Below are 21,167 nucleotides of genomic sequence, written 5' to 3' on the forward strand. Positions count from 1 at the left end.
GCGGGGACACAACCCCATCGCTTTCATATTGCAGATAAAAGCAAAGACGGTATCGCTGATATATTGCCGGATGGCGCTGGCGCTTATCCGGCCTACTCGGTTCCAGCGGCTTCGTTACCGTAGGCCGGATAAGGCGAAGCCGCCATCCGGCAAATGTGCTGCGGTGATAATGCCGGATGGCGCGTACCGCTTATCCGGCCTACACCGTTTCAGTGGCTTCATTCATGTAGGCCGGATAAGGCGAAGCCGCCATCCGGCAAATGTGCCGCGGAGGTAATACCGGATGGCGCGGCCGCTTATCCGGCCTACGGGGTCTGTGCGGGGTTATTTCAATCCGGTTTTTGCTTTCATTGCGCTCATTACTGAGGCTTTATCGGCAAGGTACTGCTGCAACCCGTTGGCGCGTAAATGGCACGCCGCGCAGTGTCCGCAACCATCCCCTTTAATGCCGTTGTAGCAGGTCAGGGTTTCGCTGCGCACCATATCGAGCGCGCCCCAGTAATCCGCCAGCGCCCAGGTCTGGGCTTTATCGATCCACATCAGCGGCGTTTCAAAACGGATATCCTTCGCCAGACCGAGGCTAACCGCGTGGTTAAGCGCCTTCACAAACTCGTCGCGGCAGTCCGGGTAGCCGGAAAAATCGGTCTCACACACGCCGGTGATCACCGCTTCTGCCTGCACCTGGTAAGCGTATACCGCCGCCAGCGTCAGAAAGAGAATATTGCGTCCGGGAACAAAGGTATTCGGGATGCCGTCCGCGCTCTCTTCATAATCCGGCACCGGAATGCTGTCGCGCGTCAGGCTGCTCACGGCCAGTTCGTTAAGCAGCGTCACATCCAGCACTTTATGCGCCCGAGCGCCCAGCTTTTGCGCCAGTTCGCGCGCGACATCGATCTCAGCGCGATGGCGCTGCCCATAATCAAACGTCACGCAATGGACTTCATCATACTGCTGTAACGCCTGCACCAGGCAGGTCGTGGAGTCTTGTCCGCCACTGAAGACGACAACGGCACGTTTCATAGTTATTCCTGACATTTACACAAAAAAGGTATGGTAGCGCGTGAGCCTGGCAGCGACCAGCTTCTTCACGGCGACGGGGTCGGAAGCCAGGCCTCGGTAAACTCAAACCAGCCGCGGCGATTGACCTCGATCCCCTCCACGCCCGGCGGCGCGCTAATGCGGTAGTGGTAATTAAAGAGCGGCGTCAGCAGCGCCTCGTCCATCAACCTGTCAAAGAGCGCTTTTAACGCCGCAATACGCGCCTGCTCGTCGGCCTGGCGCTGCACCGCATCCAGCGTTGCCTGCAGATGCGCGAACTGCGCACTGCCGAGCAGGTTCGGCCACAGCGGATCGCAGCGCAGCCACTGCTCAAGGGTGTACTCCGGCGCTTCGCCAATCAGCCTGTCGCCCATCACCAGATCTGCCGCCGCCAGTTCGCGACACCCTTCCCAGCGTTTACCGTCGTGAAAAATTACCGTCAGCTCGCAGCCGAGCACGGCAAGAGAGGCTTTAAGCTGCTGCGCCATGGTGTGCAACTCCACCGGCAGGTGGTAGATAAGCGTCAGTTTCGCCGGTAAGGCAACATTTTCTTCAGGCCAGCCGGGAATATGCCAGCCGGGCAGTAACTCCCGGCTTGGGGTAATCAGCCCCTCATCAAGCGGCAGCGTCTGCAAAAGCGAGGTGTGATGAATAATCTGCACCAGACGGCGCGCCTGCGCCGGGCTTAGCCGCGCGCCGGGGCGCAGGGCGAGATAGCAAAAACCGAGGCTGATGCTGTTACTGACCGGTTGCAGGTGGCGCAACTCCTCCGGCTCGCCGATGGCAATCTGCACCGGATGGCGGCAGCTGGTGCCTAAATCCTCATCAAAAAGCTGCGGCGCAATCCAGTACTCCACCGCTTTCAGCAGCGGGTGGCCTAAATGGTAGTGGTCGTGGCTCTCAAGGCGCACCAGTTCATCGCTGAAGGCGACAAGGCGAAATGGCCCGGTGCCAATCTGCGGATGAGCGGGGTGTGCCAGGCGGCTACCGTAGCTCGCCAGCCGGTGCGCCAGCCAGTAATCGGGGCGATGAAGCTGAAAGGTAATGCACCACGGATGGGTAAGCGTAATGCGCTCGACGCTGGCGAAAAGCGTCCGTAGCGCCGGCAACCCAAGCAGGGCGACAAGCTGCTGATGCAACTGCGCGGCAGTGACCGTATCGCCATTGTGCCAGTGCAGGGTAGCGTGAAGGTGAAAACGCCAGCACAGGCCATCCTCGCTGCTCTCCCAGTGGTGGGCCAGGTCGCTCTGCGGCAACGCGCTGCGGCTGATAAAACGCGTCAGCCCGCTAAAGATCTGCCCGGCAAGGTGCTGCTCCGCACGTCCTGCGAGAAAGCCCGGTGCCAGCGGCTCCAGCGGGCGGTAGTAAGGAATGCGCAGCGTCGGCGTCTCGTTCTGCCAAAGTCCGCCGAGATAGGGGTTGAGCAGCGTGCGCAGATCCGCAGGATCAAGTTCAGCGAGCGCCAGCGCATTGTGCTGCTGCCCGGCCGTCAGTGCCTGCTCCAGCATCTCGCGCCGCAGCCGCTCCGGCGTCACGCAGAAATGCAGCGCGCCGCGTTTACCGCGCCCGGACTGCGCCTGCCACGTTAACCAACCGGCGGCCCGCATCTGGCGCAGCAGGGTGCGCATATGGCGTTCGCTGCAGTAGCAGCGCTGAGCCAGCTCGCTAATGCTCACCGCCTGATCCTCACCGGCAGAGGGTGACCAGAGGCGCTGAAACTGGTTAAGGCGGTTAAGTAATCTCATAACCCGGAACAATAATTCCTATCTATTCACTATTACTTCCGTATATCTCACGCAATACTGAAACACAACCTAACGGCATCAGAACTGGAGAGTAGATCATGGCGCGTCTGGCCGCTTTTGATATGGACGGCACCCTGCTTATGCCCGACCATCGTTTGGGCGATCAAACGCTGGCGGCGCTGCGACGTTTACATGAACGGGAGATTACGCTGGCCTTCGCCACCGGTCGGCACGCGCTGGAGATGCAGCGCGTTGTACAGCATATCGGGCTGGATGCTTTTCTCATCACCGGCAACGGTACGCGCATCCACTCCATAGAGGGCGAGCTACTCCATCGCCAGGATCTCTCCCCGCAGGTGGTCGAGCGCGTGCTACATGGCCGCTGGGAGACCGGTGCGTCGCTGCATGTGTTTAATGATTCCGGCTGGCTCACGGACAAGCCGATGCCGGAGGCGCTGCAGGCGCATCTCTTCAGCGACTTTAGCTATCAGATTACCGATCTTAAACGCCTGCCCGCCTGTGACGTTGCCAAGATCAGTTTTGTCGGCGATCACGACGATCTCTGCCGCTTGCAACAGCAGCTTGATGAGCAGATTGGCGCGCAGGCGCATATCTGCTTTGCGGCGATGGACTGTCTGGAGGTTCTGCCGGTCGGCTGCAACAAAGGCGCCGCGCTGGAAGTACTCAGCGCCTCGTTAGGATTAACGCTGCAAGAGTGTATGGCGTTTGGCGATGCGATGAATGACAGAGAGATGTTAGAGAGCGTCGGCTACGGCATGATCATGGGCAACGCCATGCCGCAACTGCGCGCGGCGCTGCCGCATTTACCGGTTATCGGGCACTGCCGTAATCAGGCGGTGTCGCACTTTTTGACACACTGGCTGGACACTCCACATCTTCCTTATTCCCCCGAATGAAAAGATATTGCCAGCGAGCCGGGTTTTACTAATAAAACCCGGTTTTTTTTTGCCCGTCGCTATTGTCTTCGCGCTATTGCGGTGAGGTAAGCAGGGCGATCTGCGCTTTCCACGGTTCGATATCGCCGAGGTTCGCCGCCACCCATTGCGGGTTGTAGTAGGTTTCAAGATAGCGCTCGCCGCTGTCGCACAGCAGGGTAACGATTGAGCCATGGCGCCCTTCGTTGCGCATCTGCGCCGCAAGCTGTAACGCGCCCCACATATTGGTACCGGTAGAGGCGCCGACTTTACGGCCAAGCTGCGTCTCCAGCCACTGCGCGGTCGCCACGCTGGCGGCATCCGGCACGCGCAGCATCTCGTCGACCACATCGGCAATAAATGACGGCTCGACGCGCGGGCGGCCAATACCTTCGATTTTGCTGCCGATCGGGCTGCGCAGCGTGCTGTCGCGCTGTTGCCAGTAGTCAAAGAAGACGGAGTTCTCCGGGTCAACCACCACCAGGCGCGTGTCATAACCCTGGCAGCGAATATAGCGGCCAATGGTTGCCGAGGTGCCGCCCGTTCCGGCGCTCATCACAATCGCTTCCGGCACCGGATGCGGCTCGTTCTTCATCTGGCGGAAAATGCTATCGGCAATGTTGTTATTGCCGCGCCAGTCCGTCGCACGCTCGGCGAAGGTGAACTGATCCATATAGTGACCGTTCAGCTCTTTCGCCAGCCGCTCTGATTCGGCGTAGATCTCGCAGGCGCTATCAACAAAGTGGCAGCGGCCGCCATAAAACTCGATCTGCTCCACTTTGCGTTTCGCCGTGCAGTAAGGCATCACCGCGATAAAGGGCAGCCCGAGCAGGCGCGCAAACCACGCCTCTGAGATGGCGGTCGAGCCGGAGGAGGCCTCAATAATCGTGGTGCCTTCCTTAATCCAACCGTTGCACAAGCCGTAGAGAAACAGCGAGCGCGCAAGACGGTGCTTCAGGCTGCCGGTGGGGTGCGTGCTTTCATCTTTTAAATAGAGGTTGATACCCGGAAAACCCGTCAGCGTCAGGCGGATAAGGTGGGTATCCGCAGAGCGCTGCGCGTCGGCATTGATTTCATTAATCGCGTATTTGACCCAGCTGTTGTTCATGATGCTGTTCCGTTTGTCATTTTGTGCCCAGTCTAGCGAAAGGCGAAGAAAAAAAGGTTGCCATTTCGCCTTTGCGATAGACTATTTAGAGAAAAATTTTCTAACGGAGCAGGGGATGTTAGATAAAATTGACCGTAAGCTGCTCGCACTGTTGCAGCAGGATTGTTCGCTCTCTTTGCAGGCGCTGGCTGATGCCGTTAATCTGACCACCACTCCGTGCTGGAAACGGCTGAAAAAACTGGAAGATGACGGTATCTTACTGCGCCGCGTGGCGGTGCTGGATGCGGAAAAGCTCGGACTGGGGCTGACGGCATTTGTGCTGATCAAAACCCAGCATCACAGCAGCGACTGGTATAACCGCTTCGTCAGCGAAGTGACACAGCTCCCGGAAGTGCTAGGCTTTTGGCGTATGGCTGGCGAGTACGATTACCTGCTGCGCGTCCAGGTGGCGGATATGAAACGCTACGATGACTTCTATAAGAAGCTGGTCAACAGCGTGCCGGGGCTCTCGGATGTCACCTCCAGCTTCGCCATGGAACAGATAAAATACACCACGGCTTTGCCCATTGAATAACCCTTCCGGCGGTGAACCGACCGTCGGCAATTCACGTTCAGGATGTAACCGCGTGCGATTATTTGCTCAGTTAGGCTGGTATTTTCGTCGGGAGTGGCAGCGCTACCTCGGCGCCGTCGCCTTACTTATCATTATTGCTATCTTGCAGCTGGTCCCGCCAAAAGTGGTGGGGATTGTGGTGGATGGCGTCACCCAGAAGCAGTTTACCCATCAGCAGGTGTGGATGTGGGTAGCGGCGCTGGTGGCGATTGCTGTCGTTACCTATCTGCTGCGCTATGTCTGGCGCGTCTGGCTTTTCGGAGCCTCCTATCAGCTCGCCGTCGAACTGCGCGAGGATTTCTACCGCCAGCTCAGCCGCCAGCACCCGGAATTTTACCTGCGCCACCGCACCGGCGATTTAATGGCGCGCGCCACCAATGACGTGGATCGCGTGGTGTTTGCCGCCGGGGAAGGGGTGTTAACGCTGGTCGACTCGCTGGTGATGGGCTGCGTGGTGCTGATCGTGATGGCAACCCAGATCAGCTGGCAGCTAACCCTGCTGTCGTTATTGCCGATGCCGATTATGGCGCTGGTGATCAAGCGCTACGGCGATCAGCTGCACAGCCGCTTTAAAGCCGCGCAGGCGGCCTTCTCTGCGTTAAACGATCGCACCCAGGAGAGCATGACCAGTATTCGCATGATCAAAGCCTTCGGTCTGGAAGATCGCCAGTCGGCGCTCTTTGGCAGCGAAGCGGCGGATACCGGCGCGAAAAACATGCGCGTGGCGCGCGTCGATGCGCGCTTTGATCCCACTATCTATATCGCCATCGGCATGGCAAACATGCTGGCGATTGGCGGCGGCAGCTGGATGGTGGTGCATGGTTCGCTGACCCTCGGCGAGCTGACCAGTTTTGCCATGTATCTTGGGCTGATGATCTGGCCGATGCTGGCGCTGGCGTGGATGTTTAACATCGTCGAGCGCGGTAGCGCGGCCTATAGCCGCATCCGCGATATGCTGGCGGAAGCGCCGGTGGTGAATGACGGCACGGAAACCGTGCCCGCTGAGCGCGGCACCTTAACGCTCTCCATCAAAGCGTTTCACTATCCGCAAACCGACAGTGCGGCGCTGACAAATGTAAGCGCGACCCTGGAGCCGGGCCAGATGCTCGGCATCTGCGGCCCGACCGGCGCGGGGAAAAGTACGCTGCTGGCGTTGATTCAGCGCCATTTTGATGTCGACGCGGGCGATATTCGCTTCCACGATATGCCGCTCACGCAGTTGAAGCTGGACAGCTGGCGCAGCCGTCTTGCTGTCGTCAACCAGACGCCGTTTCTCTTCTCCGACACCATCGGCCATAACATTGCCCTTGGCAGGCCCGGTGCGACGCAGGAGGAGATTGAACATGTGGCGAAGCTTGCCAGCGTCCATGACGACATTCTGCGCCTGCCGCAGGGCTACGACACCGAAGTGGGCGAGCGCGGCGTAATGCTCTCCGGCGGGCAGAAACAGCGTATCTCCATCGCCCGTGCGCTGCTGCTGAATGCCGAAATCCTTATTCTTGATGACGCCCTCTCTGCGGTGGATGGGCGCACCGAACACCAGATTTTGCACAACCTGCGCCAGTGGGGCGAAGGGCGCACCGTGATTATCAGCGCGCATCGCCTGTCAGCGCTGACGGAAGCCAGTGAGATTATCGTTATGCAACATGGCCATATCGCCCAGCGCGGCCAACATGAGCAGCTCGCGCGCCAGCCAGGCTGGTATCGCGACATGTACCGGTATCAGCAGCTGGAAGCGGCGCTTGATGACCATCCGCAGGAGGCCGAGGATGCGTAACTTCTCTCGCCAGTGGCCGACGCTGAAACGTCTGCTGGTCTACGGTAAGCCGTGGCGCAAGCCGCTCAGTAAAGCAGTGCTGATGCTGTGGGTGGCGGCGATTGCCGAAGTCTCCGGCCCGGCGCTGATCAGCTACTTTATCGATAATATGGTGGCGAAGAGCTACCTGCCGCTCGCGCTGATCGCCGGGCTGGCGGCCGCCTATGTCGGCCTGCAACTGCTGGCCGCAGGGCTGCACTACGCCCAGGCGCTGCTCTTTAACCAGGCGGCGGTCGGCGTGGTGCAACAGCTGCGTACCGATGTAATGGATGCCGCGCTGCGCCAGCCGCTCAGCGCCTTCGACACCCAGCCGGTAGGGCAGATTATTTCGCGCGTGACCAACGACACCGAAGTGATCCGCGATCTCTACGTAACGGTGGTCGCCACCGTGTTGCGCAGTGCGGCGCTGATTGGTGCGATGCTGGTGGCGATGTTTAGCCTCGACTGGCGTATGGCGCTGGTGGCGATGGGCATCTTCCCGGCGGTAATTATCGTGATGCTGATCTATCAGCGTTTCAGCACGCCGATTGTGCGGCGCATGCGCGCCTACCTTGCCGACATCAACGATGGCTTTAACGAAATCATCAACGGCATGAGCGTGATCCAGCAGTTCCGCCAGCAGGCGCGCTTCGGCGAGCGCATGAGCGAAGCGAGCCGCTCGCACTACCTCGCGCGGATGCAAACCCTGCGCCTCGATGGCTTCCTGCTGCGTCCGCTGCTGAGCCTCTTTTCCGCGCTGGTGCTCTGCGGCCTGCTGATGCTGTTTGGTTTCTCGACCGTTGGCACGGTGGAGGTTGGGGTGCTGTACGCTTTTATCAGCTACCTTGGCCGCCTTAACGAGCCGCTGATTGAGCTGACGACACAGCAGTCGATGCTGCAACAGGCGGTGGTCGCTGGTGAGCGCGTCTTCGAACTGATGGACCGACCGCGCCAGAACTACGGCGATGACGAGACGCCGCTACACAGCGGGGCGATCGACATTGAAAACCTCTCCTTCGCCTACCGCGAAGATCAACTGGTGTTGCAGGATATCTCCTTGCACGTTGAGCCGCGCAGCTTTGTCGCGCTGGTCGGCCATACCGGCAGCGGTAAAAGTACCCTCGCCAGCCTGCTGATGGGCTACTACCCGTTAACCCAAGGGGAGATCCGCCTCGACGGTCGCCCGCTTGCCACGCTAGGCCATAGCGCGCTGCGTAAAGGCGTCGCGATGGTGCAGCAGGATCCGGTGGTGCTGGCCGACAGCTTCTTCGCCAACGTTACCCTTGGGCGGGATATCAGCGAAGAGCGCGTCTGGAAAGCGCTTGAGATCGTCCAGCTTGCCGACCTGGCGCGCACCCTGAGCGAAGGGATCTACACTCGCCTTGGCGAGCAGGGGAATAATCTCTCCGTCGGGCAGAAACAGCTGCTGGCGCTGGCGCGCGTGCTGGTCGATGCCCCGCAGATCCTGATCCTGGATGAAGCGACGGCGAATATTGACTCCGGCACCGAGCAGGCGATCCAGCAGGCGCTGGCGGCGATCCGCGAGAAGACCACGCTGGTGGTGATTGCCCACCGCTTATCGACCATTGTCGAAGCAGAAACCATTCTGGTGCTGCACCGCGGGCAAGCGGTTGAGCGCGGTACCCATCAGCAGCTGCTGGCGGCGAAAGGGCGCTACTACCAGATGTACCAGCTGCAGTTAGCGGGTGAAGAGCTTGCGGCCAGCACGCGGGAAGAGTCGCTCAGCGCCTGATGCACCAAAATTAAGCACCCGCCGCGCGCCTGCGCCTGGTGGTGCAAAAATGTAACGCACCATGCACTGTCATGGTGCGTTTTTGTTTTTACCACCGCTTCTGCTTCATCAGTGCGCTTGCGCCGCCCATCACCGCTTCTGGCTTTGTCTCTTTATTGCGCGAAAACGCGCGCCTTCACATTTCTGGCACACCCCTTGCAATACCTTCCTCATGTTGGCTGCGTCCATTTGCGAATGTCGAGTGAGGGAAATCTATGAAGCTGGTAACCGTGGTGATTAAGCCATTCAAACTTGAAGATGTGCGTGAAGCGCTCTCTTCGATTGGTATTCAGGGGCTGACCGTGACGGAAGTAAAAGGGTTTGGCCGTCAGAAGGGGCATGCCGAGCTTTACCGCGGTGCGGAATACAGCGTCAACTTCCTGCCAAAAGTAAAAATCGATGTGGCGATCGCCGACGATCAGCTTGATGAGGTGATCGATATCATCAGCAAAGCGGCTTACACCGGAAAAATTGGCGACGGCAAAATTTTCGTTGCCGAACTCGAACGCGTGATCCGTATTCGTACCGGCGAAGCCGACGAAGCGGCGCTGTAATAGCTGACACACAGTGATAGGGATCGGAAAAATGAGAATGAAAACAGTAAAAGCTACCCTTGCCACGCTGGCTTTGCTGCCGGGCCTGGCGCTTGCCGCGCCGGCCGTTGCGGATAAAGCCGATAACGGTTTTATGATGATTTGCACCGCGCTGGTGCTGTTTATGTCCATTCCGGGCATCGCGCTCTTTTACGGCGGCCTGATCCGTGGCAAAAACGTGCTCTCAATGCTGACCCAGGTGGCGGTCACCTTCGCGCTGGTCTGCATTCTCTGGGTGGTCTACGGCTACTCGCTCGCCTTCAGTGAAGGCAATAGCTTCTTCGGCAGCTTCAACTGGGTGATGCTGAAAAATATTGCCCTCACCGACGTGATGGGCAGCATCTATCAATACATCCATGTCGCCTTCCAGGGCTCCTTCGCCTGCATCACTGTGGGGCTTATCGTCGGCGCGCTCGCCGAGCGTATTCGCTTCTCTGCGGTGCTAATCTTTGTGGTGGTGTGGATGACGCTCTCCTATGTGCCGATTGCGCACATGGTATGGGGCGGTGGTCTGCTGGCAACCCACGGCGCGCTCGACTTTGCGGGCGGTACGGTGGTGCACATCAACGCCGCGATTGCAGGCCTGGTAGGCGCGTACCTGATTGGCAAACGCGTCGGCTTCGGCAAAGAGGCGTTTAAACCGCACAACCTGCCGATGGTCTTTATCGGTACTGCGATCCTCTACGTTGGCTGGTTCGGCTTCAACGCCGGTTCGGCGAGCAGCGCCAACGAAATCGCCGCGCTGGCCTTTGTGAACACCGTGGTCGCCACTGCCGCCGCGATCCTCTCCTGGGTCTTTGGCGAGTGGGCAATGCGCGGCAAGCCTTCCCTGCTCGGTGCCTGCTCCGGTGCGATTGCTGGCCTGGTTGGTATCACCCCGGCGTGTGGTTATGTCGGTGTCGGCGGCGCGCTGATTGTCGGTCTGGTGTGCGGTCTGGCGGGTCTCTGGGGCGTGACGGCACTGAAACGTATGCTGCGCGTCGATGACCCGTGTGATGTCTTCGGCGTTCACGGCGTGTGCGGCATTATCGGCTGTATCCTGACGGGTATCTTCGCCTCCACCTCCCTCGGCGGCGTGGGCTTCGCTTCCGGCGTCACCATGGGCCATCAGGTGCTGGTGCAGTTGGAGAGCGTGGGCATCACCATTGTCTGGTCTGCGGTAGTCGCCTTTATCGGCTACAAACTGGCGGATATGACGGTTGGCCTGCGTGTACCGGAAGAGCAAGAGCGTGAAGGGCTGGACGTCAACAGCCACGGCGAAAACGCCTACAACGCCTGATACGTTGAGTATCTCCTGAGCATAAAAAAGCCTCCGCGTGCGGAGGCTTTTCTTTTGGCGCGAACGCAACCGGCTTAGTTGCGGTTACGCATCACCCCTTCCTGCACGCTGGAGGCCACCAGCACGCCGTCCTGGGTATAGAATTCGCCGCGTACAAAGCCGCGGGCGCTGGAGGCGGAGGTGCTCTCCACGCTGTAGAGCAGCCAGTCATTCATATTGAACGGGCGGTGGAACCACATTGAGTGGTCGATAGTCGCCACCTGCATACCGCGCTCAAGGAAGCCAACGCCGTGCGGCTGCAATGCCACCGGCAGGAAGTTAAAGTCTGAGGCGTAGCCAAGCAGATATTGGTGGATGCGGAAATCTTCATCCAGCACGCCGTTAGCGCGGATCCACACCTGGCGCACCGGATCGGCCACATGGCCCTTCAGTGGGTTATGGAACTCGACCGGGCGGATCTCCAGCGGCTTGTCGCTGAGGAACTTCTCTTTCACGCCGGGCGGCAGCAGGTGCGAGAGATCGCGGGCGATCTCCGTTTCTGATTTGAGCGAGTCCGGCGCGGGCGCGGCGGGCATCGTTTTTTGATGCTCGTAGCCCGACTCGGGGGCCTGGAAAGAGGCAGTCATATAGAAAATCGGTTTGCCGTTCTGCACCGCTGCCACGCGGCGGGCGCTAAAGCTGTTGCCGTCACGCAGCACTTCCACATCATAAATAATCGGTTTCTGGCTATCGCCGGGGCGCAAAAAGTAGCTGTGGAAAGAGTGCACCAGGCGGTCTGCCGGAACGGTCTCTTTAGCCGCATAGAGCGCCTGCCCAACGACCTGGCCGCCAAAGACCTGGCGCAGACCTAAATCTTCGCTCTGCCCACGGAACAGCCCCTCTTCAATTTTTTCCAGATTCAATAATGCCAGCAGATTAGATAGCGCCTGACTCATACAATTCCTCAAATAAATAGCGGCTGACGTAGCATATATTGCCTGAGTATAACCTGGAAAATGGAGTGGTCCGATGGGTGCAATAATCTGAATGAATAGGTGTTTACAGGAATATATCGGGTATATGTGCCACACTTGTTCAGGTTACGAAGGTTTAGCCACACACATCTGGCAGGCGCTGCGCCTGCAGGTGCATTGAAGATAAGGAGAGATCAATGAAACTCGTGCCCATGTTAAGTGGTTTAGCAGTCGCAGTCGCGTTATCGGCGTGCGCCCAAAAAGGCGGCGATATTCCAACGCCGGCACCTAATCCCAATGCGCCGTCCGCCACGAATAAAGCGGCGATTGCTCAGCCAAGCGTGACCGGTACGGTCTGGATCCGTCAGAAAGTGGCGCTGCCGCCGGATGCGGTGTTAACCGTTACCGTTTCTGATGCCACCCAGGCCAACGCGCCGTCGAAAGTGCTGGCGCAGAAAGCAGTACGTACCGATGGCAAACAGCCGCCGTACAGCTATGTCCTGCCGTTTAACCCGGCCGACATTCAGCCGAACGCGCGTATCCTGCTGAGTGCGGCGATCACCGTTGATAACAAGATGGTGTTTATTACCGACTCGGTTAAGCCGGTTATCAACCAGGGCGGCACCAAAGTCGACCTGACGCTGGTTCCGGTACAGCAGACCGCGGTTCCGCTGCAGCAGAGCGGTGGTACGCCGAACACCGTACCGTCGACCTCACCAACGCAGGTCACCCCGTCTAACGCCACTCCGGCGCCGACCCAGTACTAATCTGCGTGCGTTTTGCTCCTCTCCTGCGGGGGAGGAGCTACTCATAGCGCCAGCGATACTTGTTCAAATCAATCTCGCCACTTCCCGACACCACTACGCCCTCGGCCAGCAGTGCCTGACGCTGCCTTTGCAGATCCGGCCCGCTCAGTGAAATTACGCCATAACGATTGACCACCCGATGCCACGGCAGCGTGCTGCCCTCCGGTAAGCGTTTTAACACACCGCCAACCTGGCGTGCCGCGCGCGGCGAGCCAGCCAGTTTCGCCACCTCACCATAGGTAGTGACATAACCCTCCGGAATGGCGGCGACAATTTGCCAAACCCGGCGGGGAAAAGAGTCTTGCGTATCCATCACATGCTCCTGAGCAGAGAAGGGGGCAGCATAAACAGCGATTTACCCCCTGTGAAGGGGCGATTGCGCAAGAAACCAGCATCCGTCAGCCTATGGGTTGCAATTGCCCTGCCGGATGGGGATAATGCGCCAGCGCGTTGGTTATCAACCTTCGCTCTCAATGGGGGCCCTGTTGGTTCTCCCGCAATGCTACTTTGTTCACCAGGTCAGGTCCGGAAGGAAGCAGCCAGGGCAAAGGACGTGTGTGCCGGGATGTAGCTGGCAGGGCCCCCACCCATTTCAGCCGCTGTTACGCAGCGCCCCGCACTACTCCACTTTCAGCAACTTCCACTCCCGCGCCTGGTTTACCGCCTGCATCCGGCTGCTGACCTGCAACTTCTCATACATCTGTTTTAAGTGCCATTTGACCGTCTCCGCCGAAATCCCCAGCACGCGGGCAATCTCTTTGTTCGAGTGACCGCTAGCGATAAGCTCAAGCGTCTGCTGCTCGCGCTCGGTGAGATAGCGCGCCTCTTCCGCCTCATCGTGCCGTTTCGGCGGTAAACCAAACCGTTCGACTGCCTGCTGTCGCAAGGTTGCAGCCTGGCGTCTGAGCGCCTCCGGCGTGGCCTGGCGGGCAAGCAGCTCGTCGAGCAGCCCTACTAATACCGAACCGAGATCGAGCAGGCTGCGCAGTAAACCTCGCTCAAGCGCCTGTTGCAGCGGCGAGGTGAAAACCATACGCGCCTGTTCACAGGCCCCGGCATGCCAGAGGGCGGCGGCCTGCGCCAGGCGTAAGCGCAGGGCAGAGAGTGCTTCGCCGTGCTGCTGCTGTTCGTCGGCCAGCGCCGCAAAGGCAGCGGCGGCTTGATGAGCATGGCCTTCAGCAAGGGCGATGCGGCTTTCGCTGACCCGCCGATAGAAGCCGATTGCCCCAGTTTCAGCATCTTCACTGTGCAACTGCCGGAGCGCGTCCAGCGTCTCCAGGGCCGGGGAGAGCGCCTCATCACGCAGATGCAGTTCAACCGTTTCCGCCAGCAGCGCCGCCTGCGCGCGCAGCCACTGGCGCTGGCGCGTCAGTTCGCCGCCATAGGTAAGAAGCCGTTTCGCCTCCGCAAGCTGGCCGTTGAGTGCTGCCTGGCGTGAGAGCACGATAAAGCAGCGGCTCAGCCCCTCCGGCGGGCAAAAGGTCTCGATCATCTCAAGGCGCAGCGCCAGCAGGGCGTCGATATCCTGCCGCTCGTCGCGCTCCCAGGCGACCTCCGCCAGAATCGGTGCCAGCGTCGCGCCGCTGCTGGAGTTACTGCCGGTTTGTGCCTCAGCGGCCTGTAGCGTCTGCGCAGCAACCCGTTTTGCGTCAGCCAGATTGCCCTGACGTAAATGGGCCTGGGCGATGACAAAGGCACGCCAGACATCAACAAACAGATTGCGGTTTGCCACTTTCAGCTCCGGCAACCTGCTCTGCACTGCCAGCGCCTGCCCCGGCCGGGCATTAACGAGGTGGCAGTAGCTGAGAATGTTGCACACCAGCCCATCCACCCAGCGGTCACCGCAGGGGATCTCTGCCAGTAACGGCTCCACCAGCGCCACGCTCAGCTCAATATTCTCGGCAAAGGCTTCACAAATCGCCCGCACCACCCGCAGCTTGACCCGCACGCTATGCGACAGCGCGGCGTCATGCGCCATCGCTTCAATACCGTCGAGGAGTTCGCGCGAAGCCTGGAGGCGGAAGTGGTGCGCCAGCGCCCAGGCGAGATTAAGCTGCAAATCAATGCGCGACGGATCGGGCGTCAGCGGCAGAAAGTGCATCCAGCGCACCAGCGTGTCGATATCCCCCTCTTCGGCGAGGGACTGGGCGCTGGCTTCGGCATGCCGCGCGCCGCTTTTCCCTGCCGCCAGCGCGTGGCGCACCGCCTCGGCCCAGAGTTGCTGCCCGGCAAACCAGTTGCTGGCGCGCTCATGCAGCTGCCGCACGCGCGCCGGTTCGCTCTGCTGCAAACGGGCCAGCAGCGCGTCGCGCATCAGATGGTGGTAGCGAAACCAGCCGCCGTGCTCATCCAGCGCGGTGATAAAGAGATTATGCTGCTGGATCCAGCCGAGCATCGCTTCGCCGTCCTCGCGCCCGGTCAGCGCATCGCACAGCGCCGGGGTGAGGCGGTTGAGAATGGCGGTTTGCAGCAGAAACTCGACTACCGCCTCCGGCAGCGGGGTAAAGATCACCTCGTCGAGATAGCGCGCCAGCGTGCGCGAGCCGGAGGGAATACGTGCCAGAAAGCGCTGCGGATCGTGGTGCCAGTCCGGTGCCAGCGCGGCGATCTTGATCCCGGCCACCCAGCCCTCTGTGGCCAGCATCAGCCGCTGAACATCCTGCGCGCCGGGGATCGCCGTACGCGCGGCGTCGCTGAGGTAGTCCTGCGCTTCGGCGAGGGTGAAACGCAGATCCTCGTCATGCAGTTCGTTGAGCGCATCCTGTAGCGCCAGGCGGCTCAGCGCCAGCGGCGGGCGAAAACGGCTGCCAATAATCAGGTGCAGCGAATCCGGCGCGTGGTTGATAAGCCAGCTTATGCCTTCGTGCAGCGCGGGGTGGGTCAGGGCGTGGTAATCATCAAGGATCAGCCACACCGGGTGCGGGCAGTGGTGCAGCTGGTTGGTCAGCTCCGCCAGCAGCACCGAGAGATCCGGCGTCATATCGCCCTGCAAAAAGGGTTCGAGCGCCTCGCCCCAGCCGCTGTAGAGCGGCTTCAGGGCGGTGACCAGGTAGCGGACAAACTGCGCCGGATCGTTCTCATCCTCTTCCAGGCTTAGCCAGCCGATGGCGTCACCTTGCTCCCGGCGTTGGCGATACCACTGCGCCAGCAACGTTGTTTTCCCGGAGCCTGCTGCGGCGCAGATAAGCGTCAGTGCGCCGTCGGCGGCCTCATCCAGCCTTGCCAGCAGGCGGTCACGCTCAAGCAGCACGCCCGGCGAGCGGGGTGGGGTTAATTTGGTGAGGATCAGCGGCAGCCGGCGCGTGAAGCGGAAAGGTTCCTCGCGATAGCTGGCCGCAAGCAGAGAGTCTGTTGAGGTCAACGATTTCATACGAGCCTGCCCCTGTTCACGAAAGTCGCTGCTAAGTGTAAGTAACTGACACCCGCCTGTAACCTGCCAGAACTTGACCCTTATCGCATTTATCTCTTTTAGTCCCGCTCTCCCCCCCAATTGGGGGGTTATCCCCCCTTAAGACCCGCTTATAGAGTAACCCCACTTCCGCAACCCCTGCCGGTCGCCGTGCTGGCGCTCGCGGGTATACAACCTGAGGACGGAGCTATGGAGCTGAACACACAACAGCTGTTAAAGGCTTATCGCAAAATGCGTGAAATACGTGAATTCGAGGAGCGCCTGCACACTGAAAACACCAGCGGTGACATTCCCGGATTCATCCACCTGTATACCGGCGAAGAGGCTATCGCCGTCGGTGTCTGCGAGAACCTACAGCAGACGGATTACATCGGCTCCACCCACCGCGGGCACGGCCACTGCATCGCCAAAGGGTGCGATATCCACGCGATGATGGCGGAGATTTTCGGCAAAGACGCCGGTCTCTGCCGTGGCAAGGGCGGCTCGATGCACATTGCCGATCTCTCGAAAGGGATGCTCGGCGCGAACGCCATTGTCGGCGGCGCGCCGCCGCTGGTGATTGGCGCGGCGCTGACCGCGAAAACCCGCAATAACGGCGGCGTTGCCGTCTCATTTACCGGCGATGGCGGCTCCAATCAGGGGCTGGTGTTTGAAGCCATCAACATGGCGGTGGTGCTGCAACTGCCCGCTATCTTCGTCTTTGAAAACAACGGTTACGGTGAAGCGACCGGGCATAACTATGCCGTCGGTGGCCGTGATATCGCCGGGCGTGCCGCCGGGTTTGGCCTGCCTGCCGTCACTGTAGACGGCACCGATTTCTTTGCTGTTTACGAAGCAACGGCTGAAGCCGTGAAGCGCGCCCGTGAAGGCGGCGGGCCGAGCGTGATTGAGGCGAAAGCGTTCCGCTGGCACGGTCACTTTGAGGGCGATCCGGGGCTTTATCGTGGGGAAGGGGAGATCGAGCGCCTGCGCGCCGATCACGATCCGCTGAAAATCTTCACCAGCAAAACGGCAGAAAAGCTCACGCGCGAGGCGCTGGAGGCGATCGACGCCGACGTGAAAGCGCAGGTCGACGATGCGGTGATCAAAGCCCGCGCCGCTGGCTACCCGGTGGCGGAAAGCCTGCTGACCGACGTTTACGTCTCTTACTGAGGAGCCCGTCATGACAATCAAAACTTACCGCGAAGCGATCCGCGACGCGCTGGCACAAGAGATGGCGCGCGATGAAAGCGTGGTGCTGATCGGTGAAGATCTGCGTGGCGGCCACGGCGGCAACGCGCCGGAAGAGGCGAAAGTGGAGGCCTTTGGTGGCGTACTCGGCGTTACCAAAGGGCTGTGGACCCAGTTCGGCTCGGCACGGGTGATTGATACGCCAATCACTGAATCAGCGATTATCGGCATGGCTGCTGGCGCGGCGGTCACCGGCTTACGCCCGGTGGCGGAGTTGATGTTTATGGATTTCTTCGGCGTCAGCCACGATGCGCTCTACAACCAGGCGGCGAAATTCCGCTATATGTTCGGCGGCAAGGCGAAAGCGCCGCTGGTGGTGCGCGGCATGATCGGGGCTGGTTTTTCGGCTGCCGCCCAGCATTCCCAGTCCCCCTACAACATTTTCGCCACCACGCCGGGGCTGAAAGTAGTGGTGCCCTCATCGCCCTATGACGCCAAAGGGCTGCTGATCCAGTCGATTCGCGATGACGATCCGGTGGTCTTCTGCGAACACAAGATGCTCTACGACATGAAAGGCGAGGTGCCGGACGAGAGCTATACCGTGCCGCTGGGCCAGGCCAACTACACCCGCGAAGGGGAGGATGTCACCATTATTGCCCTCTCGGCGATGGTGCACAAAGCCAACCAGGTGGCGGACAAACTGCTGAAAGAGGGTATCTCCGTTGAGGTGGTCGATCCGCGCACCGTCTCGCCGCTGGACGAGGAGGGCATTCTCGAATCCGTTGCTTCTACCGGGCGGGTGGTGATTGTCGATGAGTCCGCCGCGCGCTTCGGCTTCGCCCATGACGTGGCGGCGCTGATCGCCTCGCAGGCGTTCCACTTCCTGAAAGCGCCGATCGTGTTAATTACCCCGCCGCACACCCCGGTTCCCTTCTCGCCCGCGCTGGAAAAACTCTGGATCCCTGATGTGGATCGCATTGAGGCCGCCGTTCGACAACTGATGGAGGCGTAACCATGAGCACAATCCGCACGCTGGAGATCCCCAAATGGGGGCTCTCAATGGAAGAGGGAACGCTGGCTCAGTGGCTGATTAAAGAGGGGAGCGCCTTCAGCCAGGGGCAGGATATTTGTGAAATTGAAACCAGCAAGATAACCAACGTGCTGGAAGCGCCGTGGGACGGCGTACTGCGCCGGGTACTGGCCCAGCCGGGCGATACGCTGCCGGTTGGCGCGGTGCTGGCGCTGGTGGCCGATGAGCAGGTAAGCGACAGCGAACTCGACGCCTTTGCCGCCACGCTTAACAGCGGTGCGCCGCAGCCTGCGGCAGAAACCGCGCCGTCGCCAGCAGTGACAACCTCGCCTGAACCTTCAGCGCCAGCAAAACCCGCCGCGCAGGATGGGATTCCGGCAGCGCTGCGCGGCGAAACCGATGAGACGCAGGTGAATGCCACATCGCATGCCCTGCGTCTGGCGAAAAAGCAGTGCATCGACCTGAGTAAGGTGAGCGGCTCTGGTCGCGACGGGCGTATCTCCGTCGCCGATTTGCAGGCAGCGATTACCGCAGGCGGCGGCAGCGCCGAGTTGCAGCCGCGCGCGGCGGTAAAAGCAAAACCGCGCCACGCCACCCAGGATGATAGCCAGATCCCGGCAACACCCATCGCGCGCCGTCTGGCAAGCCAGTTGGGGATTAACCTCCATGACTGCCGCCGCTCAGGATCGGCCGGGCGCGTCAGCCGCGCCGATGTGGAGGCGTTAGCCGCGCTGCGTGGCAGCGGTGAGAAGAGCGTTGCACGAACAGCAGAAGCGGTTGAGGAGCGCGCGGCCTACGACAGCCAGACGCTCTCGGCGATGCGGCGCACTATCGCCAGCCGTTTGCAGGAGTCCAAACGCAACGCGCCCCATTTTCGCCTCGTCAGCGAGGTCGATCTGACGCGTATTCAGGCGCTGCGCCGGGAAGTGAACAGCGCGCTGCCGTCGCTCAAAGTGACGCTCAACGATCTGCTGGTGAAAGCCTGCGCCCAGGCGCTGATGAGCGTGCCGGAGATGAACGTGCAGTATGACGAGGCCTCGCAGACCATTCGCCGTTTTCACACCGCTGATATCGCCATCGCCGTGGCGCTGCCCGGTGGGCTCTATACGCCAATTCTGCGCGAAGCGAACCGCAAAACGGTCGGTGCCATCTCCCGGCAACTCCATGAGCTGGTGACGCGCACCAAAGCGGGCACGCTGAAAGCGGAGGATTTTCAGGGCGGCACCTTCTGCATCTCCAATCTCGGCATGTTCGGCATTCGGCAGTTCGACGCCATTATCAACCCGCCGCAGTGCGCGATTCTGGCGGTGGGGGCTGCGGAATCCCGCGCGGTGGTGCATGAAGGGCAGATCGTGGCGCGCGAGCGGCTGACGCTGTCGCTGTCGTGCGATCACCGGGTGATTGATGGCGCGGTCGGCGCGACCTTTATGCAGCATCTGCAACGCGCTATCGAAACGCCTTCTCTGATGCTGGTTGAGGAGGCGCGCAGTGAATAACAGCTTTGATGTGCTGATTATCGGCGGCGGGCCGGGCGGCTACGTCGCCGCCATCCGCGCCGGGCAGTTAGGCTTGCGCACCGCGCTGGTGGAGAAGACGCACCTTGGCGGTATCTGCCTTAACTGGGGCTGCATTCCGACCAAAGCGATGCTGCACGGCGCTGAGGTCGGGCATGCCATGCGCCATGCCGATCAGCTGGGGTTTAGCGTCGGCGAGATCGCTTTTGAGATCCGCCGTCTGGTGGAGTACAGCCGCTCGGTGTCGCAGCGGCTTACCGACGGCGTCGCCTTCCTGCTGAAAAAGCACAACGTCACGGTGATCAACGGCGAAGGCCGCCTGCTGGAGAAGGGGCGGGTGGCTGTGCGCGGTATCGACGGCGGCGAGCAGGAGTTCCGCGCCGATCACACCATTCTGGCGACCGGGGCACGTCCGCGTGCGCTACCGGGGATTGAAGCGGATAAAAGCCATATCTGGACCTACTTCGAAGCGCTCAACCCCGCCGCGCTGCCGCGTTCGCTGCTGGTGATCGGCTCCGGTGCCATCGGCGCGGAGTTCGCCAGTCTCTATAACGATCTCGGCTGTGAGGTGACGCTGGTGGAGCTGGCGGATCAGATCCTGCCGCTCGAGGATCGCGATGTCTCAGCCCAGGTGCAGCAGCAGTTTGCGAAGCGTGGAATGCAGATCTTCACCGGGGCGCAGATCCGCTCGGCGACGGTCAACGGCGATCGCGTCAGTTGCCTGCTGAAAACTGCCGACGGCGAGCAGACGCTGGAGGTGGATCGCGTGCTCTGCGCCGCCGGTATTCAGCCGAATATCGAAAACCTTGGCCTTGAGGCGCTCAGCGTTGAGATGGCGCGCGGCTTTATTCAGGTCGACGATCGCGGTCGCACCAACGTCTTCGGCCTTTACGCCATCGGTGATGTCGCGGGCGCACCGTGCCTTGCGCACAAAGCGAGTTATGAGGGTGTGCGCTGCGTCGAGGCGCTCGCCGGGCTGCCCGTCGCGGCACCCGTCAGCCCTGATTTTATTCCCCGCTGCACCTACACCCGGCCGCAGGTGGCCAGCCTCGGTTTAACCGAAGCACGCGCGCGTGCCAGCGGGCGGGAAATCCGCGTCGGCGTTTTCCCCTACCAGGCCAACGGCAAAGCGCTGGCCCTTGGCGAACCGCAGGGCTTTGTCAAAACCCTGTTTGATGCGCAGAGCGGCGAGCTGCTCGGCGCGCATATGGTGGGCAGCGACGTGACGGAGCAGATTCAGGGGTTTGGCATTGCCCATACGCTGGAGGCGACGGAGGAGAGCCTGCACCAGGTGATCTTTGCCCATCCAACCCTTTCTGAAGCGATGCATGAGGCGATCCTCACTGCCGACGGGCGCGCGCTGCACCAATAAATAGGTAGTGAAGTT

General features: G+C 60.6%; 17 protein-coding genes and 1 other RNA gene. 12 read left to right on the forward strand and 6 right to left on the reverse strand.

Annotated features, from left to right (window positions below; genetic code table 11):
• Nucleotides 1-324: 324 nt before the first annotated feature.
• Nucleotides 325-1,020: a 7-cyano-7-deazaguanine synthase QueC gene (queC, locus tag IAE50_RS19650; protein WP_094419525.1), complete on the reverse strand. Its 696-nt coding sequence runs from the start codon at nt 1,018-1,020 to the stop codon at nt 325-327.
• A 65-nt stretch (nt 1,021-1,085) separates the two neighbouring features.
• Nucleotides 1,086-2,783 carry an SgrR family transcriptional regulator gene (locus IAE50_RS19655; protein WP_200581015.1) on the reverse strand — a complete coding sequence of 566 codons (1,698 nt, stop codon included), beginning with the start codon at nt 2,781-2,783 and terminating at the stop codon, nt 1,086-1,088.
• A gap of 98 nt (nt 2,784-2,881) precedes the next feature.
• Here IAE50_RS19655 and cof point away from each other — a divergent pair, with 98 nt between their 5' ends.
• Nucleotides 2,882-3,700 (forward strand): HMP-PP phosphatase, encoded by an 819-nt coding sequence (gene cof / locus IAE50_RS19660; RefSeq protein WP_094419527.1) that lies wholly within the window; start codon nt 2,882-2,884, stop codon nt 3,698-3,700.
• A 73-nt stretch (nt 3,701-3,773) separates the two neighbouring features.
• Here cof and IAE50_RS19665 read toward each other — a convergent pair whose 3' ends face one another.
• Nucleotides 3,774-4,826, reverse strand: coding sequence for a PLP-dependent cysteine synthase family protein (locus IAE50_RS19665; RefSeq protein WP_076769482.1), 1,053 nt, complete (start codon nt 4,824-4,826; stop codon nt 3,774-3,776).
• Between the two features lie 115 nt (nt 4,827-4,941).
• Here IAE50_RS19665 and IAE50_RS19670 point away from each other — a divergent pair, with 115 nt between their 5' ends.
• The 5 genes from IAE50_RS19670 to amtB all read left to right on the forward strand — a co-directional run bounded on the left by IAE50_RS19670 (nt 4,942) and on the right by amtB (nt 10,898).
• Nucleotides 4,942-5,400 (forward strand): Lrp/AsnC family transcriptional regulator, encoded by a 459-nt coding sequence (locus IAE50_RS19670; RefSeq protein ID WP_023478271.1) that lies wholly within the window; start codon nt 4,942-4,944, stop codon nt 5,398-5,400.
• Nucleotides 5,401-5,452: 52 nt separating this feature from the next.
• On the forward strand, nt 5,453-7,216 hold the full coding sequence (locus IAE50_RS19675; RefSeq protein WP_042717116.1) for a SmdA family multidrug ABC transporter permease/ATP-binding protein: 1,764 nt from the start codon (nt 5,453-5,455) through the stop codon (nt 7,214-7,216).
• Nucleotides 7,209-8,987, forward strand: a complete 1,779-nt coding sequence (locus IAE50_RS19680; protein ID WP_200581016.1) for a SmdB family multidrug efflux ABC transporter permease/ATP-binding protein — start codon at nt 7,209-7,211, stop codon at nt 8,985-8,987. Before IAE50_RS19675 ends, IAE50_RS19680 begins: the two co-directional genes overlap by 8 nt.
• 254 nt (nt 8,988-9,241) lie before the next feature.
• Nucleotides 9,242-9,580, forward strand: a complete 339-nt coding sequence (gene glnK / locus IAE50_RS19685; RefSeq protein WP_023478250.1) for a P-II family nitrogen regulator — start codon at nt 9,242-9,244, stop codon at nt 9,578-9,580.
• Between the two features lie 31 nt (nt 9,581-9,611).
• On the forward strand, nt 9,612-10,898 hold the full coding sequence (gene amtB, locus IAE50_RS19690) for an ammonium transporter AmtB (protein ID WP_200581017.1): 1,287 nt from the start codon (nt 9,612-9,614) through the stop codon (nt 10,896-10,898).
• A gap of 74 nt (nt 10,899-10,972) precedes the next feature.
• Here amtB and tesB read toward each other — a convergent pair whose 3' ends face one another.
• On the reverse strand, nt 10,973-11,833 hold the full coding sequence (gene tesB / locus IAE50_RS19695; protein ID WP_200135432.1) for an acyl-CoA thioesterase II: 861 nt from the start codon (nt 11,831-11,833) through the stop codon (nt 10,973-10,975).
• A 215-nt stretch (nt 11,834-12,048) separates the two neighbouring features.
• Here tesB and IAE50_RS19700 point away from each other — a divergent pair, with 215 nt between their 5' ends.
• On the forward strand, nt 12,049-12,618 hold the full coding sequence (locus IAE50_RS19700; protein WP_023478266.1) for a YbaY family lipoprotein: 570 nt from the start codon (nt 12,049-12,051) through the stop codon (nt 12,616-12,618).
• Between the two features lie 37 nt (nt 12,619-12,655).
• Here IAE50_RS19700 and IAE50_RS19705 read toward each other — a convergent pair whose 3' ends face one another.
• On the reverse strand, nt 12,656-12,970 hold the full coding sequence (locus IAE50_RS19705) for an MGMT family protein (RefSeq protein ID WP_023478280.1): 315 nt from the start codon (nt 12,968-12,970) through the stop codon (nt 12,656-12,658).
• Nucleotides 12,971-13,140: 170 nt separating this feature from the next.
• On the opposite strand from IAE50_RS19705, the gene ffs reads away from it, so the two are divergent.
• Nucleotides 13,141-13,237, forward strand: an RNA gene (gene ffs / locus IAE50_RS19710) — signal recognition particle sRNA small type.
• A gap of 39 nt (nt 13,238-13,276) precedes the next feature.
• Here the strand turns inward: ffs and IAE50_RS19715 are convergent.
• Nucleotides 13,277-16,027 carry a LuxR C-terminal-related transcriptional regulator gene (locus IAE50_RS19715; RefSeq protein ID WP_200581018.1) on the reverse strand — a complete coding sequence of 917 codons (2,751 nt, stop codon included), beginning with the start codon at nt 16,025-16,027 and terminating at the stop codon, nt 13,277-13,279.
• Nucleotides 16,028-16,255: 228 nt separating this feature from the next.
• Between IAE50_RS19715 and IAE50_RS19720 the strand changes: the two genes are divergently transcribed.
• The 4 genes from IAE50_RS19720 to lpdA are packed head-to-tail and all read left to right on the forward strand — an operon-like array spanning nt 16,256 to nt 21,152.
• Nucleotides 16,256-17,218, forward strand: coding sequence for a thiamine pyrophosphate-dependent dehydrogenase E1 component subunit alpha (locus IAE50_RS19720; protein ID WP_200581019.1), 963 nt, complete (start codon nt 16,256-16,258; stop codon nt 17,216-17,218).
• 10 nt (nt 17,219-17,228) lie between these two features.
• Nucleotides 17,229-18,248, forward strand: coding sequence for an alpha-ketoacid dehydrogenase subunit beta (locus tag IAE50_RS19725; protein ID WP_094419532.1), 1,020 nt, complete (start codon nt 17,229-17,231; stop codon nt 18,246-18,248).
• Between the two features lie 2 nt (nt 18,249-18,250).
• Nucleotides 18,251-19,762 (forward strand): 2-oxo acid dehydrogenase subunit E2, encoded by a 1,512-nt coding sequence (locus IAE50_RS19730; RefSeq protein ID WP_200581020.1) that lies wholly within the window; start codon nt 18,251-18,253, stop codon nt 19,760-19,762.
• Nucleotides 19,755-21,152, forward strand: coding sequence for a dihydrolipoyl dehydrogenase (lpdA, locus tag IAE50_RS19735; RefSeq protein ID WP_200581021.1), 1,398 nt, complete (start codon nt 19,755-19,757; stop codon nt 21,150-21,152). Before IAE50_RS19730 ends, lpdA begins: the two co-directional genes overlap by 8 nt.
• Nucleotides 21,153-21,167: the final 15 nt, after the last annotated feature.

Source organism: Kosakonia sp. S42 (assembly GCF_016624785.1).
GTDB lineage: Bacteria > Pseudomonadota > Gammaproteobacteria > Enterobacterales > Enterobacteriaceae > Kosakonia > Kosakonia cowanii.